Raw genomic sequence first — 17,366 nt, forward strand, 5'->3', positions numbered from 1 at the left:
GTTTCCCAAGGCAACCGGAGGATCCAGTCGTGAATCGTACAGCAGTCGGCGTGGACATCGCGAAAAACGTGTTCCAGGTGCATTACATCGATCAGGAAACCGGCGAGATCGTGAACAAGCCGATCAAGCGGGCAAAGTTCCTTGAACATTTCGCGAACCGTGCGCCGTGCCTGATCGGGATAGAAGCGTGTGGTGGTGCGCACCACTGGGCCCGGCAACTGACGAAGATGGGCCACGAGGTGAAGCTGATGCCGGGGGAGTTTGTGAAAGCGTTCAATGTCCGCAACAAGAGCGATGCGGCGGACGCCCGGGCGATCTGGCTGGCAGTACAGCAGCCAGGCAAGCCGGTAGCGGTAAAAACTGAGATGCAGCAGGCGATGCTTGGGCTGCACCGGATGAGGCAGCAACTGCTCAAGTTCCGAACGATGCAGACCAATAGCCTGCGAGGACTGCTGACGGAATACGGCGAGGTGATGAGCAAGGGGCGAAGCAAGCTGGACAAGGAGATACCAGTGGTGCTCGAACGGCTCGCTGAGCGTCTGCCTGCTGTGATCATTGACACGTTTCGCGAGCAGTGGAACGGACTGGCGAAGCTGGACGAACAGGTAGCGCAGATTGAGCGCCGCATGCGCGAGTGGAAGAAGGAAGACAAATCGGTAAAGGCAATCGGCGAGATTCCCGGCGTCGGACTGCTGACGGCAACGGCGGCAGTCGCGATGATGGGCGATCCGAAAGCGTTCAGTTCGGGGCGGGAGTTTGCCGCGTGGGTTGGGATCGTACCGAGGCAGACGGGTTCGGGCGGCAAGGTGAATCTGCACGGGATCAGCAAGAGGGGTGACACGTATCTGCGCACACTGCTGATCCACGGTGCGCGTAGCGTCCTTGAGCACGCAAAGGAGCCGGGTGAGTGGGTCGAGCAGATGAAGAAGCGGCGGCCAAAGAATGTCGTGGTCGTCGCACTGGCCAACAAGATGGCGCGAACGATCTGGGCCGTACTGGCCCATAACCGGCCATACCGGAAGGACTATGTCAGCGTGAATCCGGCCTGAATGGCTCACGCGATGTAGAAGATCAACGTTTGACACAGGGTGAACGTCGAAAGGTTGCGCAGCAAACGAGTGTGATGACAAGCCAGGTAGGACCGGGGCCCGCCAAGCCTGAATCATTTCCAGAGCTTCGAGCTCGTTTGAGGAGTGAGGCGCGGGCCAGCGGATTTCATAGGGGGCCGTAGCCTATTGGGCTGCAACAAGCCCGGATATAGAGCAGCAGCCCATCCTGTCTGTCACACAAGCGAGAACTAGCGCAAAGGGACGCGTTCATATAGAAATGATGGCCGAACGGGGTTTCGAGATCGACTATTCGAGCGTGCATCGCTGGGTGATCAAACTCGTACCGTTGTTCGAGAAGGCCTTTCGCAAGCACAAACGTCCGGTCGGCAAGAGCTGGAAGATGGATGAGACCTACGTCAAGGTGGGCGGCCAGTGGAAGTACTTGTATCGCCCGGTGGACAAGGCCGGTAATACGGTGGATTTCCTGTTGCGGGCGAATCGCGACAAAGCTGCCGCGCGCCGTTACTTCGAGAAAGCCATCGATCGGAACGGGACGCCCGAGACCGTGACCATGGATAAAAGCGGGGCGAATCTGGCCGCCCTCCAGGCCATCAACGCCGAGCGGGAAACGCCCATCAAGGTCCGGCAGGTCAAATATCTGAACAACATCGTCGAGCAGGATCATCGGGCGATCAAACGACGAACCAGGCCCATGATGGCTTCAAGGATTTCCGGTGCGCCCGCATCATCCTGTCAGGCATTGAGACGATGCATATGATCAGGAAAGGCCAGATGAAGGACAGCGGCGTCCCCCGAACCGCCGCCGATCAGTTCTATTCGTTGGTGGCGTAAGGACTCCTTGTCATTGCGGAACTTTCTTGCCTTGCCAATCTTATCGCGACACAATCTTTTTGTCGCTCGCAAAGTCAAAATCAGAACTCGGCTTGGCGTAGAGGCTAGCCGGGCCACGCCGACACACCAGCGGCGGCGAGGAAGAACCGGCATTCTTGTCCCTCGCCGAGTGAGATATCGCCGAGCGCGACATCGATTTTCACGCCGCAAACGTCAAGGTACGCGAATCGCTCGCCGCGGCGCAGCTCAATTGCATTGATGGTCGCCGCATATGGGCCATCCGACGCCAGCACGAAAGCATGCGAGGCAAGCCGCCACATCACCGGTGAAGCAATTGGCAGGTCCGCGCAGTTCGCTTCCACGACCCATCCAGGCGCAAGCTCGATGCGCTGCGGCGCGCGCACCGTGCCACAACCGACGTTCGAGAGACCGAGGAGTTCAGCCACACGCATCGTCACCGGACGCGCTAACACCTCTGCGGTGGTGCCGGCCTGCAATACCCGACCCCGATCGAGGACGAGTATCTCGTCCGCAAGCAGCGCGGCCTCGTCCGGATCATGAGTGACGATTATGGTGACCGCTTCGATCTCCCGTTGCAGCGCCCTTAGCGATTGCTGAAGCCGTCGACGTCGTGGCGTATCGAGCGCGGAGAATGGCTCATCGAACAACAGCAACCTACTATGACGCGTGAGCGCGCGGGCGAGCGCCACGCGCTGCCGCTGGCCGAACGACAGCTGGTTCGGCAAACGGCTGGCGAGCGTAACGATCCCGAGATGGCCGAGCCAATAGCGCGCGGCAGCGGCATCTGCATGAACCGGAAACGCAAGCTGCTGAGCCACCGTCATATGCGGGAAAAGCCCGTAGTCTTGAGGCATGTAGCCGATCTGACGCGCTTCGGGCGGCAAGGCGCCGATGTCCGCCGTGCCGAGCATAACTGAGCAAGCCTCGTTGGATTCCAGACCCGCAATCAGCCGCAGCGCCAGCGATTTGCCTGAACCGGACGGCCCGATGATGGCAAGGCGCCGCGTGGCCGGCGTCCATGCGATGTTGAGCTCGAACGCGCCCAGGCGCCGTTGCAGATGGAAAGAGAGGCGCACAGCCGCGGTCGCGCCGTGCCTAGCCGTCAGGTCCGGCTTTGGTTCCAGCACGTCGTCGTCGTTTTCGATCTTCTCGAGCGCGGTCTTTTGCCGAACGCTGCAAATCGACAGTGCCGCGCAGACGATCGCGATGGAGAGCGTCGGCAGCAATAGCGGCATCATCGCCGGCAGCCCCTGGCCGCCGAAGACGACGTACGTATAAACCGGCAACGAGTAGGGATGATAGGCGACCATTACGGTTGCGCCGAATTCGCCGAAGGCGCGCAGCCACGCGAGCGCGAGTCCTGCGCGAATAGCCGGCCATGCAACAGGCAGCATGACGCGCAAAAAGCGACTTCCGGCATGATGGCCGAGCGTCGCGGCGACATCGTCGAGCACGGGGTCGACCGCGGAGAACGCGGACCTTGCGGCAATGATCAGAAACGGCGCGGCGACAAAGACTTCCGCGAGCACGATGCCAGCGAACGAATCCGTCAGTACACCATGGGTCATGCGGCCGGCCCATCCATACGGGCCGAGCAGAAAGAGCAGCAGCACGCCGCTGGTAAGCGGCGGCAGCGCCAGCGGCAATTGCACGACAAACCCGAGCAGCGCGACTTTGCGCGATTTCGAGCGCGCAAGGAAATAGCCGAGCGGCACGCCACCTAGCAGAACCACGAGCGACGTCACGCTGGCGCTCGCCGTCGAGATCCCAACCGCCGACCATGTCGCGCGCCAGTCGACATTTGCCCAATCCGCTGCCCCAAGCTGCGGCACACTCGCGACAAACGGCGCGCACAGGTAGGCGGCCAGCAGCGCAGCCAGCCACAGCAGCGGGCGAGCAGCGACAGGATTCACCGCCCTTACTGCGCGGCGGCGTCGATCACGGCTTGCACCGACGGCGGCACGGCTTGCAGGTTGCCGCTCACCGTCGGTTTGATGACGTCCACGCGATGTTGCTTGAGAAGCGCGCGACCTTGCGCATTCAGCAGGAAGTCGACAAAGCTGCTTGCGCCGTCACGGTTCGGCGCGTCACTGAGAATGGTCAGCGTGTAACTGGCCTTCGCCTGCAATTCGGGCGCCGGACGGATCGCCGGAATCTTCAGGTCGGACGTCTCTGTGGAATAGAAAAAGCCGGCATCGAGCTGTCCGGATTGTAGGCGGCCAACCAGCGTTTCCTCGGGCAAAACCTGTTCGGAATTTTCCGTCGCGCCGAGTGTCTTCTCGACGAGGTCCGGCTGATGATAGAGCTCAGCGGCCCTGGTCACCATTGCGACCGTGAACGCGCCCTTCGGATCGAGCTTTGGATCGGTCCGGCCAATGCGGATGCCCGGTTGCTGTAGCACCTGGTCCCAGCGCCTGCTCTTGAACTGCGGCGCGAATCTGCTTTGCGGGTTGTAGCCGATCATCAATGGCGATTCGGCGAAGTTCACATACCACGTGACGTGATCGCCGTTTGCCGCGCCGGTCAAACTGTCATTCACCTTGGGACTCGCGCTGATGAACACGTCGCCGCGGCGCAGCTTGCCCTTGATTTCGTTGGCGATCTTGTTGGAACCCGCCGCATAGCCGCGGAAGTGCAGCCCTGTGGCTTTCTCGAAAGCAGGGCCGATGCTGCGCTCCATTACATTGACGAGCGAGCCGGCATACAACACGTTGACCGTGTCGCCTTGCGCGAAAACGGGCGAGGCCGTAACGATCCCGGCGATGAGCACAATAGGAGTGACGGTAGAAGCGAGCAGTTTGCGAATCATGCGATGACCGGATGCGTTGTTAATGGCGCTATATTACGACGACGTCGCCGCCTGTTGGGCGACGACATGGTTGAATTTCAATTGAGCGGGAAGCTCCGCACATAGCCGGTGCCGCTGGCGGCGCGATCGATCGCGTACAGCCGACCGCGCGGTCCATCGACGGCGACCCCGCGGGCGTTCGGGAAGTCATTTGCGTGCCGCAAATAGTTCAAGGCGATGCTTCAGGTGGGCTTTACCACGCGCGCTGCCTCAGGTGGCGTGTTCTCGCCCATGTCTGCAGTGAGGTGTCCAACCTTGTGCCTTGCGGCGACAAATCCTCGCATTCCCAACGGTTCTCTTCGACGGCGACGATCTTGGGCCCTATGACTGCAACAACTCGAGCAGCGAACTCGGGGTGAAGGGAACAGACCTGGGGCGAACCCCGATGGCGTCGTAAATGGCGCTAGCTATTGCCGAAGGGATCACTGCACATGTCGGCTCACCGGCCCCCACAGGTGGCTGATCCGGACGATCCAGCAACACCACGTCGATCTCGGAGGGCAATTCCGGAAATTTCAGCAAGCGATAGGTAAGCCAATCAACGCTTGTCACCGCCGAACGTGAGAAGCTAACGTGCTCGAACAGCGTCCTGCTGATCGTCTGCACGACCTCTCCTTCAACCTGGTTGCGCACACCGTCAGGATTGACGATCAAACCGCAGTCGTGAGCGATCGTCACTTTCCCGATCTTCAACACGCCTGTCCTTTGGTTCAGCTCGATCTCGATGACAGACGCGACGTATGCATGATTGGGCTCGTAACGCACGCACGCCATACCTCGCCCACGTGCGATATCCGAGGTGGACCGTGTCGGAAAGAGAGGGCGACGCTGCCAACCTGAACGTGATTCGACCGCGCGCAGAACGGCCTGCGCGCGCGAATCGTCGAAGTGACGGAGCCGAAACTCGAGCGGATCTTCGTTGGCGGCAACTGCCAGTTCATCCATGAACGATTCGTTGGCGTATGTGTGCTGCAGTCTACCTGGACCTCGCAACCACGCGGGCCGCAAGAACGTCGTCGAAGTTCGATTGACCACCACGCTCATGTTGGGTACGTCGTATGGCGCGATCACGTTGAACTCCATGCCGCCGGCGTTGTTCGGCTCATCGACCATGGTTGAGGAGCGCACAAGCTCGGCGGCGAGCAACGGCACGTCTGCGTTGCCCGACACACGATAGGGAACCCACGTCGTGTACTTCCACGCCTGAATACGACCGTGACTATCAACCACGCCTGCAACATCACATACCACCGGGGCGCCCTTCGGATCCCAGCCGTGCTCGTCTTGCCGCATCCACTGTACACGGACTGGTTGCCCGACAGCTTTGGACAGTATGGCTGCTTCGGCCGTCGCATCTTCATGACCATTGCGGCCATAACAACCAGCACCTTCGACGTATATCAACCGTATGTCGCTCGTGCCCATCTTCATCATCGCGGCGATCTGATCTCGAGTCATATGTGGCGCCTGCGTCGACGACCAGACTGTCAATTTTCCGTCCCGATAATCTCCAATTGCACAAGACGGTCCGATTGATCCGTGCGTTTGCATCGGCCAGCAATAGGTCGCGTGGACCACCTTACCAGCTTTCGTGATTTCAGCATCAGGCTCCCCACGTTCGAGCAACTTCCCCTGCTCGTGGATGGGAAGCGCTCTGACCGCGTCGAAGAGCTTCGTTTCTTCAGGCAGGCCGGACCACGAAGACCACGTTGCACGTATTGCGCGCGCGCTGCAGATTGCCGACCACTCATCCGTCGCGATCGCAGCCAGCAGATTTCCAATGCGCACCGTACGGAGAAAGCCTGGCACCTTTTGGGCGTGTTGATCATCGACCGCCGACAGTCGGGCGCCGTACGCGTCCGGATGCAGGATGCGGGCATGAACCATCCCGTTGATACGTACATCATGCATGTAGGTGAACTCTGCGAACACCTTCGATCGAACGTCATCGCGTTTGACCGGCTGACCAACTACCCTGTAGTTCCTGGGTGATTTGAGTGGCGCCTTCGGATCGAGACCGAGTGTTTCGGGTTGCGTGGCGAGTAGCTGATGGTATGCGATCCCCTCCAAGTGATCGGTTCCCCGGAAGGCGAGGCCGTTCTCCATCCGAACCTCTACCTCTGGAATCCGGAACGCTCGTGCCGCCGCTCGACGGATCGCAGCGCCCGCCGTCGCCGCTGCCTGTCGCAGCTGAATCCCGGCGCCTTGAACAGACATCGAACCATTCGTCGGCCCCTGATCGACAGTCATTGCAGTGTCGCCCTGAACGACTCGGACCCGCTCGAGCGGAAACTCCAGTTCTTCGACCACCATCTGCGCCAGTGCGGTGGTGTTGCCTGTACCCAGATTCACCTTTCCGGTATATAGCGTGAGCGTCCCGTCAGCGCCGAGGACGAGAAATGCGTCGACGCGAGCAGGATCGACTGACTTCGTGAGTGCAGCCGGAACGGCGTCCTCGCCCGCAATCTCAGCGAAGGAAAGCCGGGATAGCGAGAAGCCAACCACAAGAGCGGCGCCTTGAAGGAAGAAGTGCCGTCGGGAGATGGAGGTTGGGTCGGAGATACGCATTCATGCACCACTAGCTTTAAGGATGGCCCGGACGATCCGCATGTGCGTTCCGCAGCGGCAGAGATTGGAGGCAAGCGCCTGCTTGACCTGCTCTTCGGTGGGCTTCGGATTGGTATTCAACAGTGAGCGCGCTGCAATCAGCATTCCGTTTATGCAGTATCCGCACTGAACCGCTTGCTCCTCGATGAACGCGGTCTGCAGGGGATCTGGCGATGCTGGATTTCCCATCCCTTCAAGGGTCGTAATCTTCCGGTTCACCGCAGACGAGACTGGCATAACGCATGAGCGTCGGGCGGTGCCGTCAACCAGAACGCCGCAGGCGCCGCACTGACCAAGTCCGCAGCCGAACCGGGGACCTTTCAAGGACAGCTGGTCGCGAAGAACATAGAGCAGCGGTGTCTCGGGCGTAGCCTTCACCTGGACGGTGCGTCCGTTCACGTGCAAAGTTATTTCGATTGTCGTGGCGGTCATTTGTCGTTTCCAGTTTGCCTGCGCACCTTTTCGACATCGCTCGGGCTCACCGCTGGTGCGTGATTACCCCAGCTGTCGCGCATGAAGGTGAGCACATCGGCGACGTCGGTATCGCTGAGCGCACCTCGTTGAGCTGGCATGGGATAGGGAGCAGGTTGGCCGTCGATTACCAGTGGCTCAGCACCATTGAGGGTCACGTTAATGAGTGACAGCGGATCCTTTTCCTGCACGTTCGGATTGCCCGCGAGCCGGGCCAGATACGGCGCCGTACCACTGCCATTCGCAAGGTGGCACGCGACGCAAAAATTCCGATAGATTTGCGCGCCATGTGCCTTGGCGGCGGAATCCGCATCGGTTTGAGTTGCGTCGCGCCTGGCGGTGGCCGCGCCCGGCAGCGATTTCAGATAGATAGCGATCGACTCGAGATCGCTATCACTCAGCCACTGAGTGCTATGGTTGACGACGGCAGTCATGGGGCCGAACGCGGTCGCGTGCGCGTTTGCACCGGTCTTCAGGAAAGTCTCGATATCCTCGGCAGTCCATTCCCCGATGCCAGTCGTCCGGTCTGCCGTCAGATTTGACGCGAACCAGCCGTCAAGCGAAGCGCCGGACAGGAACGCATGGCTGCTTCCGTCAAGTGCCTGCTCCTCGAACGCCGCACCTCGTGCAGTGTGGCACGCGCCGCAGTGGCCCAGCCCCTGCACCAGATAGGCCCCTCGATTCCATTCGACACTTTTGTCCGGACGCGGCTCAAAGCGATGAGCATCCAGAAACAGAGCGTTCCAGACCCTCATGGGCCACCGCATCGACAGCGGCCAGCGAATGTCAGGAGTAAGGTTGACCTGATGTGCCGGCTTCACGCCACGCATGAAGTACGCATAAAGCGCGTCGACGTCCGCATCGGTGATCTTGCTGTACGACGTATAGGGCATCGCCGGGTAGAGGTTGCGCCCATCCTTTGCAACGCCTTCGCGAAGAGCGCGAGCAAACTCAGCTTCGGTATACTGCCCGATACCAGTCTTTGAATCAGGCGTTATGTTGGTCGAATAGATGCCGCCGATAGGCATATTCATTCTCAGACCGCCCGAGAACGGCATGCCGCCCTTGACTGTATGGCATGCGGCACAGTCGGCTGCCTGAGCGAGATAGCGCCCACGGACGAGAAGAGTCTGATCCGGCTCAACTTGGGCGGCCTTTGCTGCACCTATGGCGCTCAATAGCGCCAGTATTGCGAGGATTCCTTTTCTCACCTGCATATCCTTTTATCGAGACGCGCAAAGCGAAACTTCATCGCTCGCCGAACATCGCCTTGCGTGCCTCCTCGTCCATCTCAGCCTTGAAGGCGTGACGTGCCTTCAGCGATTCGGCGCGCTGCGCCGCTGGTCGGAGGTTGATTTCGTCGAGCAAACGCTTGACGTTCGGCAGCTTCTCCCACGCTTCGGCGCCGAGTATGAAGGGCACAGCCCATGCCCATCCCCATACGGCCATGTCCACCACGGTGTATTCGTCGCCGAGCATGTAGCGATGCTTCGTCAACTGAGCGTCAACGATGTGCCAGTGACGCCACGCCTCATAGTCGTAACGATTCACCGCGTAGTCCTTAGGCTCGGGCGCAAAGTGTTTGAAATGCACCGCCTGGCCCGAGTATGGGCCAATGCCCATCGCAACGAACGCTGCGAGCTTGCCTTGCTGAGGGCGCTTGACTCAACGTGCGTGAACGACTTGCCGTAGACATGTAGTTGCGTTTTTTGCACGTATCTCAATGTATCGCCCGTCAGATCGAACGTGATCGAGAAAACGCTTGTCGCGTCGTTTTTCGCCATGTACTGAGATTCAGCTATGCCTTTGGATTGTGACGTTAAGGTCATCTTATTCCCGGCTTTTCCTTCCGCCACGACACAGACAGCCCTGGGAATACAAAACGAGTCATAGACAATCTGTTTCTTCTTGTCGTAAATCAGATAGCCGCGTTGGTCATGGAACTGTTTGTTGTCCCTTTTACGGAAGACCTGAAGCGTGTAGGCCATTGCCACCGGTATTGATCACTGGCGTTCGTCGCGTCCGCTGCTGGTTCAAAGGTTAAGGAAGGTCTGCACAACCCGCTTTTCACGCGTTATTTTTCACATCCAGCGCAGCCTCTGCGTTCAGATATTTTTTGGTGAGTTGATCGCCGTTTTTTTCGCGCGCCGGAGCTCTTCAACCAGACATACGACCCTTATCGACCCGGTGTTTCAAGCTTTGCGCAAAGCTCTACGCGCCATCCATAGATTGCCCAAAGCAAACAGCGTGGTGATCTGGGCGGTGTTCTTCATCAAACCACGATAGCGGGTCTTCATGTAACCGAACTGCCGCTTAAGGATGCGAAACGGGTGTTCGACCTTGGCTCGAATACTCGCCTTCAGGCGTTCGATTTGATCGTATATCGCGTCCAACGAATCACTCATATCCAGTTTCCTGCGCTTTGCCGGTCGCATTGCAACATGCCAACGAACCGCGCCTGCCTCACAGCGCTTTTCGATACCCTGATATCCGGCGTCCGCGTACACGTCCGTTTCTTTACCATGTAGCAATGCCTGGGCTACGTTGATGTCGTGAACGTTGGCCGCCGTTCCAATGACCGTATGGACCAGGCCCGACTCGGCGTCCACGCCGATATGCATCTTCATCCCGAAGTACCAGTTGCCACCTTTCTGCGTTGATTGCATTTCCGGATCACGTGTGCCGGAGCCATTTTTTGTCGAACTGGGTGCGGCAATCAGAGTGGCGTCGACTGCCGATCCAGTCTTGAGCATCAGGCCTTTCTCCGTCAGGATTTCATTGACCAGCGCCAGCATTTGCACTGCCAGTCCGTGCGTTTCCAGCAGATGGCGGAACCGGAGAATCGTGCTTTCATCCGGCAAGCGAACCATCCCGCCGTCGAGACCCGCGAACTCGCGATACAGCGGAACGTCATAGAGTGCCTCTTCCATGGCAGGGTCTGACAGACCGAACCATTGCTGCATGAAATGAATCTGCAACATCGTCGCAATCGGGAACGGCGGCCGACCGGTTTTGCCCGTGGGATAGTGCGGCTCGATCAGCGCAATCAGCTTCAACCAGGGCACAACACGCCGCATCTCATCGAGAAATTCCCGTTTGCGCGTGCGCTTCGTTGACAGATCCAGACCAAGACCAAGTTGCGCCATCACACTGCTCCTCGCCTAATTCGCTCTGTTTCCAGGATAGCTCAGCAGCAACGCAATGCCAGGACTTTTGCAGACCTTCCTTAACTGCTCGTAATAAGGTTCCATCGCGGGATTGCCTGTGCCTACTTTGGAACCTACGTGACCGGGCGCCACATCCACGCCGCCGGTCGCAATGGTTCTCCAGGTGCCGACCAGCTTGGCTAAGGGACCGAAATCCATTCCTTTAATGACGGTTCCTTATGCATACGCTGTGGACATAGTCGAGAGGGCGATTGCAAGAGAGACAAAGTATTTATTCATCATCTGCGTTACATTATTCGAGGGGAGTTTTCTTATGGCAATTATTTTACATGGGAACGGAGTTGGAATTGTTTTATGTCTCGCAATTCTATATTTCGTCTCCCTGTGCAGACTGTCTTCCTGCGAACCGCGGGTCAAGGAATACGAGTGGTTGGAGTGCGATGATCATTGCGCGTTGGACGTACGGGAGACCGGACCTTTGATCTTTTCCCTTCGCCGCTCGCTCTGTCGTCTGAGACCTCAACCGGTCGCCGATCGACCCGCCCAGGTAGAGAGGGCTGCGGACGGGTCGCCGATATCCGTGCCGCGCGCCAACGGTGGAAAAAACGTCAAACGCGTCGGCCGCCTCGACCGAATCGCGAGCGTGGCGGCAACACTGACATCAAGGATCTCTCAGATGTAACCCGGATTTTCCTCCGGGTTACATCAAGCGCTCGGGCTTTTAGATGGGCGATCGGCACTTGTCTGAGTCCTACCGTTCCCGACGCTAATTCCTTGAATGTGATCATTGGTCGTAATGCAGCCTGACGCGCTGTCCATTTCGATTGCGTCGCAAAATCTGATCTCGCCATCGTCGTGGTTGATGATTGTGTGGCCTGCTTCGCAGTGCAGCGACTGGCACCGTAAGCTGTGACTGGCGGGCGCCCCTCAACCGAATTAAAACCGTTCTATAGGCTTTTCGCGCTATCGCCGCCCGTCACTTCGATTTCCGAGCCGGTGATCATTGCAGCCGCATCCGAAGCGAGAAATACCGCCGCAGGCGAGACGTCTTCCGGTTGCACCCATCCGACGCCAAGCGGCATCGTTGCCGCGCGGCGGTCCCACGCTTCTTGCGGCGTCAGGAGGCCGTTCGGTTTGTGGTAGCCGGTTTCACCGACGCTTTCCGTCAGTCGCTTTTCATACAGCGTCAAAGCGGTGGCGACAAGCCCTGGTACTACGGCGTTGACTGTGATGTTGTAGCGACCGAGTTCGAGTGCTGCCGACTTCATCAGACCAAAGATGCCCCACTTGGACGCCGCATAACTTGCTGCGTCCTTCGTACCGTGCCGTCCCTGCATCGAAGAAATCACGATGATGCGTCCATAGTTGCGGGTCACCATCATTGGTGCAAATGCTCGGATAGTATTTGCGGTACCGTTCAGATTATTGTCGATGACGTCCGTCCACTCTGTGTCCTGAAGGTCCAGAAGTGGCTTCCAGTACTGAATGGCTGCGTTGGCAACGACGATGTCGATCTTTCCGTAACGCTGTTCGATGCGGTTCGCAGCGGCGCGCAAGGCGCCTATGTCTCGGATGTCCGCGCGAATACCTTCGGCGCGGCGCCCATACGCCTCGATCATGCTGACTGTCTCAGCAAGCTCTTGCGGCGTGGCGGCCGCTGCATCAGAGGCGGTGCTGACCGGTCCTGAAATATCGAGCGCAATCACGTCCGCTCCATTTGCTGCGAACTCGACCGCAATGGCGCGACCGATTCCGCGGGCCGCCCCGGTAACGACCGCAACACGCCCCTGCAGCCTGGAATCGCGGCCAGCGATGATTGGCCCCGCGGTCTTGGCCGCCGGCGGAACTGGCACGGGCAGCCCGTCCATAGTAGGAGCGCCGCCGGGCGTTTTCTGGGCATGCGCGACGCCTGACAGCAATATGCCTGCGGCGGCGGCACCACCGCCAACGATCAACTTTCGTCGCGAGCGGTCCGGCTCAGCCTGGTCGACGTCACATTTTCTTTCTTGGGTTACCAATTCGATGCTCCTTTCAGTTCTGGGGTTAATGAGCCCGCCGAGCTTGACGGCAGGCGACCACGCTGGGATATGCGGAGCCCTGATGCGAATTGCACAGGCCCCGGGGGCGTCGCCCGACTCGCATTCGATAGACGATACTTCGATGTTGCCTAGCCAGAAAGCGCCTCGCCGAGCAGTTCACGCGGGCGTAGGCGGCGCCAACCGGTCAGGAGCTTGCCCGGGCATCCTCGCTACCCTTCGCGGACAATTGCGATGTCGGCCCGCAATCGGCAATGAACTTTGCATGCAGACGCCTCCCCGCCCGCGTGAGCTCCCCGGGATATTGCAGATCATTCCGGGCCGGTTCATACCCCACCGATTCAAGCTCCGACAATTCCCGAATGAGGTCGCCATGTGCAATCCCGCCTTCGGTCGCTACAAAGGGATACGGGTGACATTCCTTTGCCGACAATTTCTCCTCTGCGCTAGGGAATCGCTGATTAATAGGCCATCCCGCGAGGTTGTCGGCGGCGCTGGTTCGGAATTTCCGGATGCCGAAATGAAGCGTTGGCAATTCTGGTGAGTTTTGACCTGAGGATGCGCCTCATTTCTCGCATTTTTCACACGCATGACGGACTGCTCCCATGAACCGACCGCAACCGGTTTCGCGCGATCACCAGGTTCGCCAGGGCGAACAGACTGAACAGTTGCGCCGTGTTCTTGGCCAGTCCCTTGTAGCGCACCTTGCGATGACGGAACAGGTTCTTGACGATATGAAACGGATGCTCGACCCGTGCGCGAATCTGCGCCTTGGTTCGCTCGACCGCAACCACCAGGTCCTTCAGCGGACCGTCCTGCATCGCCTTGATCTTTCCGCGCTTGGCCGCCACGCGCCACTTCACCGACTTGCCCTTCATTTCGTCGCGTTTGTCTACGCCGATGTAGCCCGCGTCGCCGAACGCTTCCTCTTCATGCCCGTGCAGCAGCGCATAGGCTTGCGAGACATCCGACACGTTGGCGGACGTGCCGACCACGCTGTGAACCAGTCCCGAATCGGCATCGACGCCGATGTGCGCCTTCATGCCGAAGTGCCACTCGTTACCTTTCTTCGTTTGATGCATTTCCGGATCGCGACTCTTCCCGGCGTTCTTGGTCGACGACGGCGCTTCGATGATCGTCGCGTCGACCAGCGTGCCTTCCTTCATCATCAATCCGCGTTCGCACAGCGAAATGCCGATCTCGTCGAACAGCTTCCGCGTCAGGTCATATTCGACCAGCAGGCGCCGGAACTTCAACAGCGTGGTCGCGTCCGGAACGTCCTCGACCGCCAGATCGATGCCGGCGAAGGCTCGCATCGCGATGCTGTCGTACATCGCGTCTTCCAGACCTTCGTCCGACAGGCCGTACCACTGCTGCAGAAAGTAGATTCGAAGCATCCGCTCCAGACCAATCGGCGGACGGCCACGCTCACCCTTCGGGTAGTACGGCTCGATCGCCGACAGCAACCGCGGCCATGGGACGACCCTCTCCATCTCTGTCAGGAAGCGCTGACGCCTGGTCACCCGCTTCTTGCCCGCACTTTCCGCTTCTGCAAAGCTGATCTGCCGCTTCATCACTATGGGTCCGTTCCGTGAGCTTCCTTCTACAACGCACTCGGACACCTCAGCGATGACGGCCAAGCCTGATAAATCAGTGTTTCCCTAGCGGATACGCTAACTATCATCAAGGCGATGACCGAGGCCATCTTGAATCGGCTGTTCATGTGGGCTCCTGTTTTGAGAGATTTGAAGAAATCCCAAGCCGCCACCGACATTTACCACGCGAGACCACCGCGCGACGACGAGAGTGCGTGCCAACACGATATCTAGTCGATCAGCGCCTTTATGCATCCGGAAAGTGAAGGATAGTTAATCAAGACGGACTGCGATTCAGCCGCGTGGCACCGGTTTTCGGGACGGGCCGGCTGCAGGAGCGAGAGACATCACATACGACACGCTATGCAGCACCAGCATCCGACGACAGAACGAAGCCGCGGAGGGCTCGGCGGGAGGTATATGAAAACAATCCGGGCGCTCCTCCTGCCGCAAGTACTCTGCATGGTGGTGCCGAGCATGCTCACGCAGTCCGTTTGGAAGAAAGTAAGAGACTTCGTTCCTTACATCATCTACATCGACGGACTGTGTCTGCTCGTGAAGCCCCGCGAAAGGGGGCGCTTCGTATGGCCGCAGGCGACAGGTGGCATCGGTTAAACGCTTTGAACAATGAGTACTCGAAAGGGCGCTGTCACGTTGCTGACTCCATGACGAGATATCGGCAAGGACAGTCGTGTCTCAGAACACGGTGGACGGAGCTTGGGCAATGCCGGTGAAGAGACGCCAGGCTTCAAATCGCGCGGCGAGCTGTTTGTGATAGAGCGAGGCGCTCAGCAGATGACGCTTGAGCGCGAAGTGCTGGCGGATCGGACCGAAGCACGACAGGAATGACTGCGTGCGTTCGGGCAAGCGAAGCCCTCGCATCCGGCGCTCGGGCGTAGTCACGTTCGCGGACTGGTCAGCTAAGTTGAAGTGATGAAAAAGACGAAATCGCTCTACCACGGCCATCGATTCCCGGCATCGGTCATCAGTCAGGCAGTTCGGTGGTATTTCCGTTTTCAACTTAGCCTGCGCGACATCGAGGAGTTACTGTTCGAGCGCGGCGTGGTTGTCAGCCATGAATCGATCCGGCGTTGGACGGACAAGTTCGGTGCCGGTTTTGCGCGTCAGGTCAAGACTGCCCGGCTCAAGCCGGGCAGCACATGGCACCTCGACGCGATGTTCGTGACACTACGCGGCGAGCCCTGGCTGCTGTGGCGCGCAGTCGATGAGCACGGCATTGAACTCGACATCCTGCTTCAGAAGCGCCGCGACAAGGCCGCGGCCAAACGCTGCTTCAAACGGGTGTTGGCGGCCTGTTCTGTCGCGCCGAAGAAAATCGTCACCGACCAGTTGCGCAGCTACCCGGCCGCGAAAACAGAGATCCCTGAGCTGGCGAATGTGAAGCACGTTTTCGTCAAGGCCTGCGCGCGCGTGAACAACCGCGCTGAAAACCGCGATCGCGCTGTGGCGCTACTTGAAGGACAGCGTGATACCCGAAGGCGCACAATTGAAGTTAGTCTGAGCCCGAAAAGGTATCGCGACAACGCAATCAAGGGAGGAACGATACCTGTCGATAGAGAGTTTGAAGTGAACATGCCCGTGTTGATGGCGGGTTGCTAACGCGACCGATTAAACAGATGGGGCATGCTCCCGGAACGGTTCTGTCGCGCAAGGCGATTTTGGCGAACGATCGCGATATGATAAGAATCGTTACATCGCCAGCGAGTAGAATTGCCGGGCGGCCGATGGCTTGAGTTTGCCTGCGTTTTTCGTCTGCCCCTTGGCGATCATATGCATGAGTTCAATGCCGCTCAGCAAGATGCGGGCACAACGGAAATCCTTGAATCCCAACATGGGTCGGGTACGTCGCTTGATCGCCCGATGGTCTTGTTCCACGATATTGTTGAGATACTTGGCCTGGGCGGATCTTGATGGGCGTCTCACGCTCGGCGTTCACGGCGTGCAGCCCAGCCAGATTGGCACTGCTTTTATCGATGGTTACGGTTTCGGGCGCGCCATTCTGATCGATGGCCTTCTCGAACTACCGTTGGGCCGCTTCCTTGTCCCGCCTGGCTCGCAGCAGGAAGTCAACCGTCTTCCACGAAACATTTTCGCGTCTGATGCATGGAAAAGCGTTGCCTGATGATGTCCGTCCTCCAGCGGCACGAAACGCATACTCGGATGCGTCACTGCTTCGCAGATCGCAGCAGCATCCGCCGCGTCGTTCTTGCCGCGCTTGCCGGACAGGCTATCTTCAGTTATTCGTTCCGCGAGTTCTATAACCCACCATCGAACTGCATCCCCAAGCCAAGCCGAGCCTATCGAGCCGGCGCGGCCCTGCCGGTCATATTTGGCGCGCGTGGGTCGGGGTTCATATACAGGCTCGTGCCGTTTGCCCGCATGTTGTTAAGCGCCGGCCCGGAGCCGATGCCTCTTGTGGCGGCGAGCGAGGTTCCCGCGCCCGGAATTAGGCTGGGGCCGGCCCCGGTGCCCACACTCGTTCCCGGTGCGGCGCCCGCACCGCTCATGCTGCCCCCGGTGTCGCCTGGCTGCTGAGCATAGGCAACGCCCGCCGCACCGAGCATCAGCGCCGCCACGAGCGCCGACATCGACACCCCAATACTGCCGGACACGGTCTTCATAGCCCACTCCATCACATTGTTGAATTGCCCGAGCGTGAGCCCGCGCAGCGAAGCGCTCAAGACGCATGACGTTGTGCG

Annotated in this window: 12 protein-coding genes and 6 pseudogenes; 4 read left to right on the forward strand and 14 right to left on the reverse strand. The window is 59.1% G+C overall.

Annotated elements, in window-relative coordinates; translation table 11 throughout:
- Positions 1 to 29: 29 nt before the first annotated feature.
- Together OKW45_RS05610 and OKW45_RS05615 are read left to right on the forward strand one after the other, a co-directional pair.
- Positions 30 to 1,049 (forward strand): IS110 family RNA-guided transposase, encoded by a 1,020-nt coding sequence (locus OKW45_RS05610; RefSeq protein ID WP_187639731.1) that lies wholly within the window; start codon positions 30 to 32, stop codon positions 1,047 to 1,049.
- A gap of 274 nt (positions 1,050 to 1,323) precedes the next feature.
- Positions 1,324 to 1,901, forward strand: a pseudogene (locus tag OKW45_RS05615) (IS6 family transposase); the annotation flags it as partial.
- Positions 1,902 to 2,005: 104 nt separating this feature from the next.
- Here OKW45_RS05615 and OKW45_RS05620 read toward each other — a convergent pair.
- From OKW45_RS05620 to OKW45_RS05665, 10 genes and pseudogenes are all read right to left on the reverse strand, one after another.
- Positions 2,006 to 3,835 (reverse strand): ABC transporter ATP-binding protein/permease, encoded by a 1,830-nt coding sequence (locus OKW45_RS05620; RefSeq protein ID WP_429466478.1) that lies wholly within the window; start codon positions 3,833 to 3,835, stop codon positions 2,006 to 2,008.
- Between the two features lie 5 nt (positions 3,836 to 3,840).
- Positions 3,841 to 4,731, reverse strand: a complete 891-nt coding sequence (locus OKW45_RS05625) for an extracellular solute-binding protein (protein WP_018420950.1) — start codon at positions 4,729 to 4,731, stop codon at positions 3,841 to 3,843.
- Positions 4,732 to 5,091: 360 nt separating this feature from the next.
- Positions 5,092 to 7,338 (reverse strand): xanthine dehydrogenase family protein molybdopterin-binding subunit, encoded by a 2,247-nt coding sequence (locus tag OKW45_RS05630; RefSeq protein ID WP_429466480.1) that lies wholly within the window; start codon positions 7,336 to 7,338, stop codon positions 5,092 to 5,094.
- Entirely contained in the window at positions 7,339 to 7,809 is a 471-nt protein-coding gene (locus OKW45_RS05635) for a (2Fe-2S)-binding protein (RefSeq protein ID WP_429466482.1), read from the reverse strand.
- Positions 7,806 to 9,059, reverse strand: coding sequence for a cytochrome c (locus OKW45_RS05640; RefSeq protein WP_429466484.1), 1,254 nt, complete (start codon positions 9,057 to 9,059; stop codon positions 7,806 to 7,808). Before OKW45_RS05640 ends, OKW45_RS05635 begins: the two co-directional genes overlap by 4 nt.
- Before the next feature lie 37 nt (positions 9,060 to 9,096).
- Positions 9,097 to 9,480: pseudogene (locus OKW45_RS05645) on the reverse strand (glutathione binding-like protein); the annotation flags it as partial.
- On the reverse strand, positions 9,396 to 9,836 hold the full coding sequence (locus OKW45_RS05650; protein ID WP_429466486.1) for a heme-binding beta-barrel domain-containing protein: 441 nt from the start codon (positions 9,834 to 9,836) through the stop codon (positions 9,396 to 9,398). The gene OKW45_RS05650 and the pseudogene OKW45_RS05645, both read right to left, overlap by 85 nt.
- A gap of 204 nt (positions 9,837 to 10,040) precedes the next feature.
- Positions 10,041 to 10,994: an IS5 family transposase gene (locus OKW45_RS05655; RefSeq protein ID WP_018418938.1), complete on the reverse strand. Its 954-nt coding sequence runs from the start codon at positions 10,992 to 10,994 to the stop codon at positions 10,041 to 10,043.
- A 968-nt stretch (positions 10,995 to 11,962) separates the two neighbouring features.
- Positions 11,963 to 13,033, reverse strand: coding sequence for an SDR family NAD(P)-dependent oxidoreductase (locus tag OKW45_RS05660; RefSeq protein ID WP_429466488.1), 1,071 nt, complete (start codon positions 13,031 to 13,033; stop codon positions 11,963 to 11,965).
- Positions 13,034 to 13,632: 599 nt separating this feature from the next.
- Positions 13,633 to 14,625, reverse strand: a complete 993-nt coding sequence (locus OKW45_RS05665; RefSeq protein ID WP_018422560.1) for an IS5 family transposase — start codon at positions 14,623 to 14,625, stop codon at positions 13,633 to 13,635.
- 441 nt (positions 14,626 to 15,066) lie between these two features.
- Here OKW45_RS05665 and OKW45_RS05670 point away from each other — a divergent pair, with 441 nt between their 5' ends.
- A complete protein-coding gene (locus OKW45_RS05670; protein ID WP_429466489.1) occupies positions 15,067 to 15,261 on the forward strand; it encodes a hypothetical protein in 195 nt (64 codons plus the stop codon).
- An 81-nt stretch (positions 15,262 to 15,342) separates the two neighbouring features.
- Here the strand turns inward: OKW45_RS05670 and OKW45_RS05675 are convergent.
- Positions 15,343 to 15,540 (reverse strand): annotated as a pseudogene (locus tag OKW45_RS05675) (IS6 family transposase); the annotation flags it as partial.
- Between the two features lie 39 nt (positions 15,541 to 15,579).
- Between OKW45_RS05675 and OKW45_RS05680 the strand changes: the two are divergent.
- Positions 15,580 to 16,098, forward strand: a pseudogene (locus tag OKW45_RS05680) (IS6 family transposase); the annotation flags it as partial.
- 258 nt (positions 16,099 to 16,356) lie between these two features.
- Here OKW45_RS05680 and OKW45_RS05685 read toward each other — a convergent pair.
- The 3 genes and pseudogenes from OKW45_RS05685 to OKW45_RS05695 form a co-directional block, all read right to left on the reverse strand.
- Positions 16,357 to 16,741 (reverse strand): annotated as a pseudogene (locus OKW45_RS05685) (IS6 family transposase); the annotation flags it as partial.
- Positions 16,740 to 16,893: pseudogene (locus OKW45_RS05690) on the reverse strand (IS110 family transposase); the annotation flags it as partial. The pseudogenes OKW45_RS05685 and OKW45_RS05690, both read right to left, overlap by 2 nt.
- Positions 16,894 to 16,964: 71 nt before the next feature.
- Entirely contained in the window at positions 16,965 to 17,348 is a 384-nt protein-coding gene (locus OKW45_RS05695; protein WP_429466491.1) for a hypothetical protein, read from the reverse strand.
- Between the last annotated feature and the right edge of the window lie 18 nt (positions 17,349 to 17,366).

It is taken from the genome of Paraburkholderia lebeckiae (assembly GCF_050436225.1).
Taxonomy (GTDB): domain Bacteria; phylum Pseudomonadota; class Gammaproteobacteria; order Burkholderiales; family Burkholderiaceae; genus Paraburkholderia; species Paraburkholderia tuberum.

Bases quoted from the DNA above. Each gene is read 5' to 3' on its own strand.
- OKW45_RS05635 (WP_429466482.1), bottom strand. From the start codon at position 7,809: ATGACCGCCACGACAATCGAAATAACTTTGCACGTGAACGGACGCACC.
- OKW45_RS05655 (WP_018418938.1), bottom strand. From the start codon at position 10,994: ATGGCGCAACTTGGTCTTGGTCTGGATCTGTCAACGAAGCGCACGCGC.
- OKW45_RS05670 (WP_429466489.1), top strand. From the start codon at position 15,067: ATGAAAACAATCCGGGCGCTCCTCCTGCCGCAAGTACTCTGCATGGTG.
- OKW45_RS05625 (WP_018420950.1), bottom strand. From the start codon at position 4,731: ATGATTCGCAAACTGCTCGCTTCTACCGTCACTCCTATTGTGCTCATC.
- OKW45_RS05650 (WP_429466486.1), bottom strand. From the start codon at position 9,836: ATGGCCTACACGCTTCAGGTCTTCCGTAAAAGGGACAACAAACAGTTC.
- OKW45_RS05630 (WP_429466480.1), bottom strand. From the start codon at position 7,338: ATGCGTATCTCCGACCCAACCTCCATCTCCCGACGGCACTTCTTCCTT.
- OKW45_RS05665 (WP_018422560.1), bottom strand. From the start codon at position 14,625: ATGAAGCGGCAGATCAGCTTTGCAGAAGCGGAAAGTGCGGGCAAGAAG.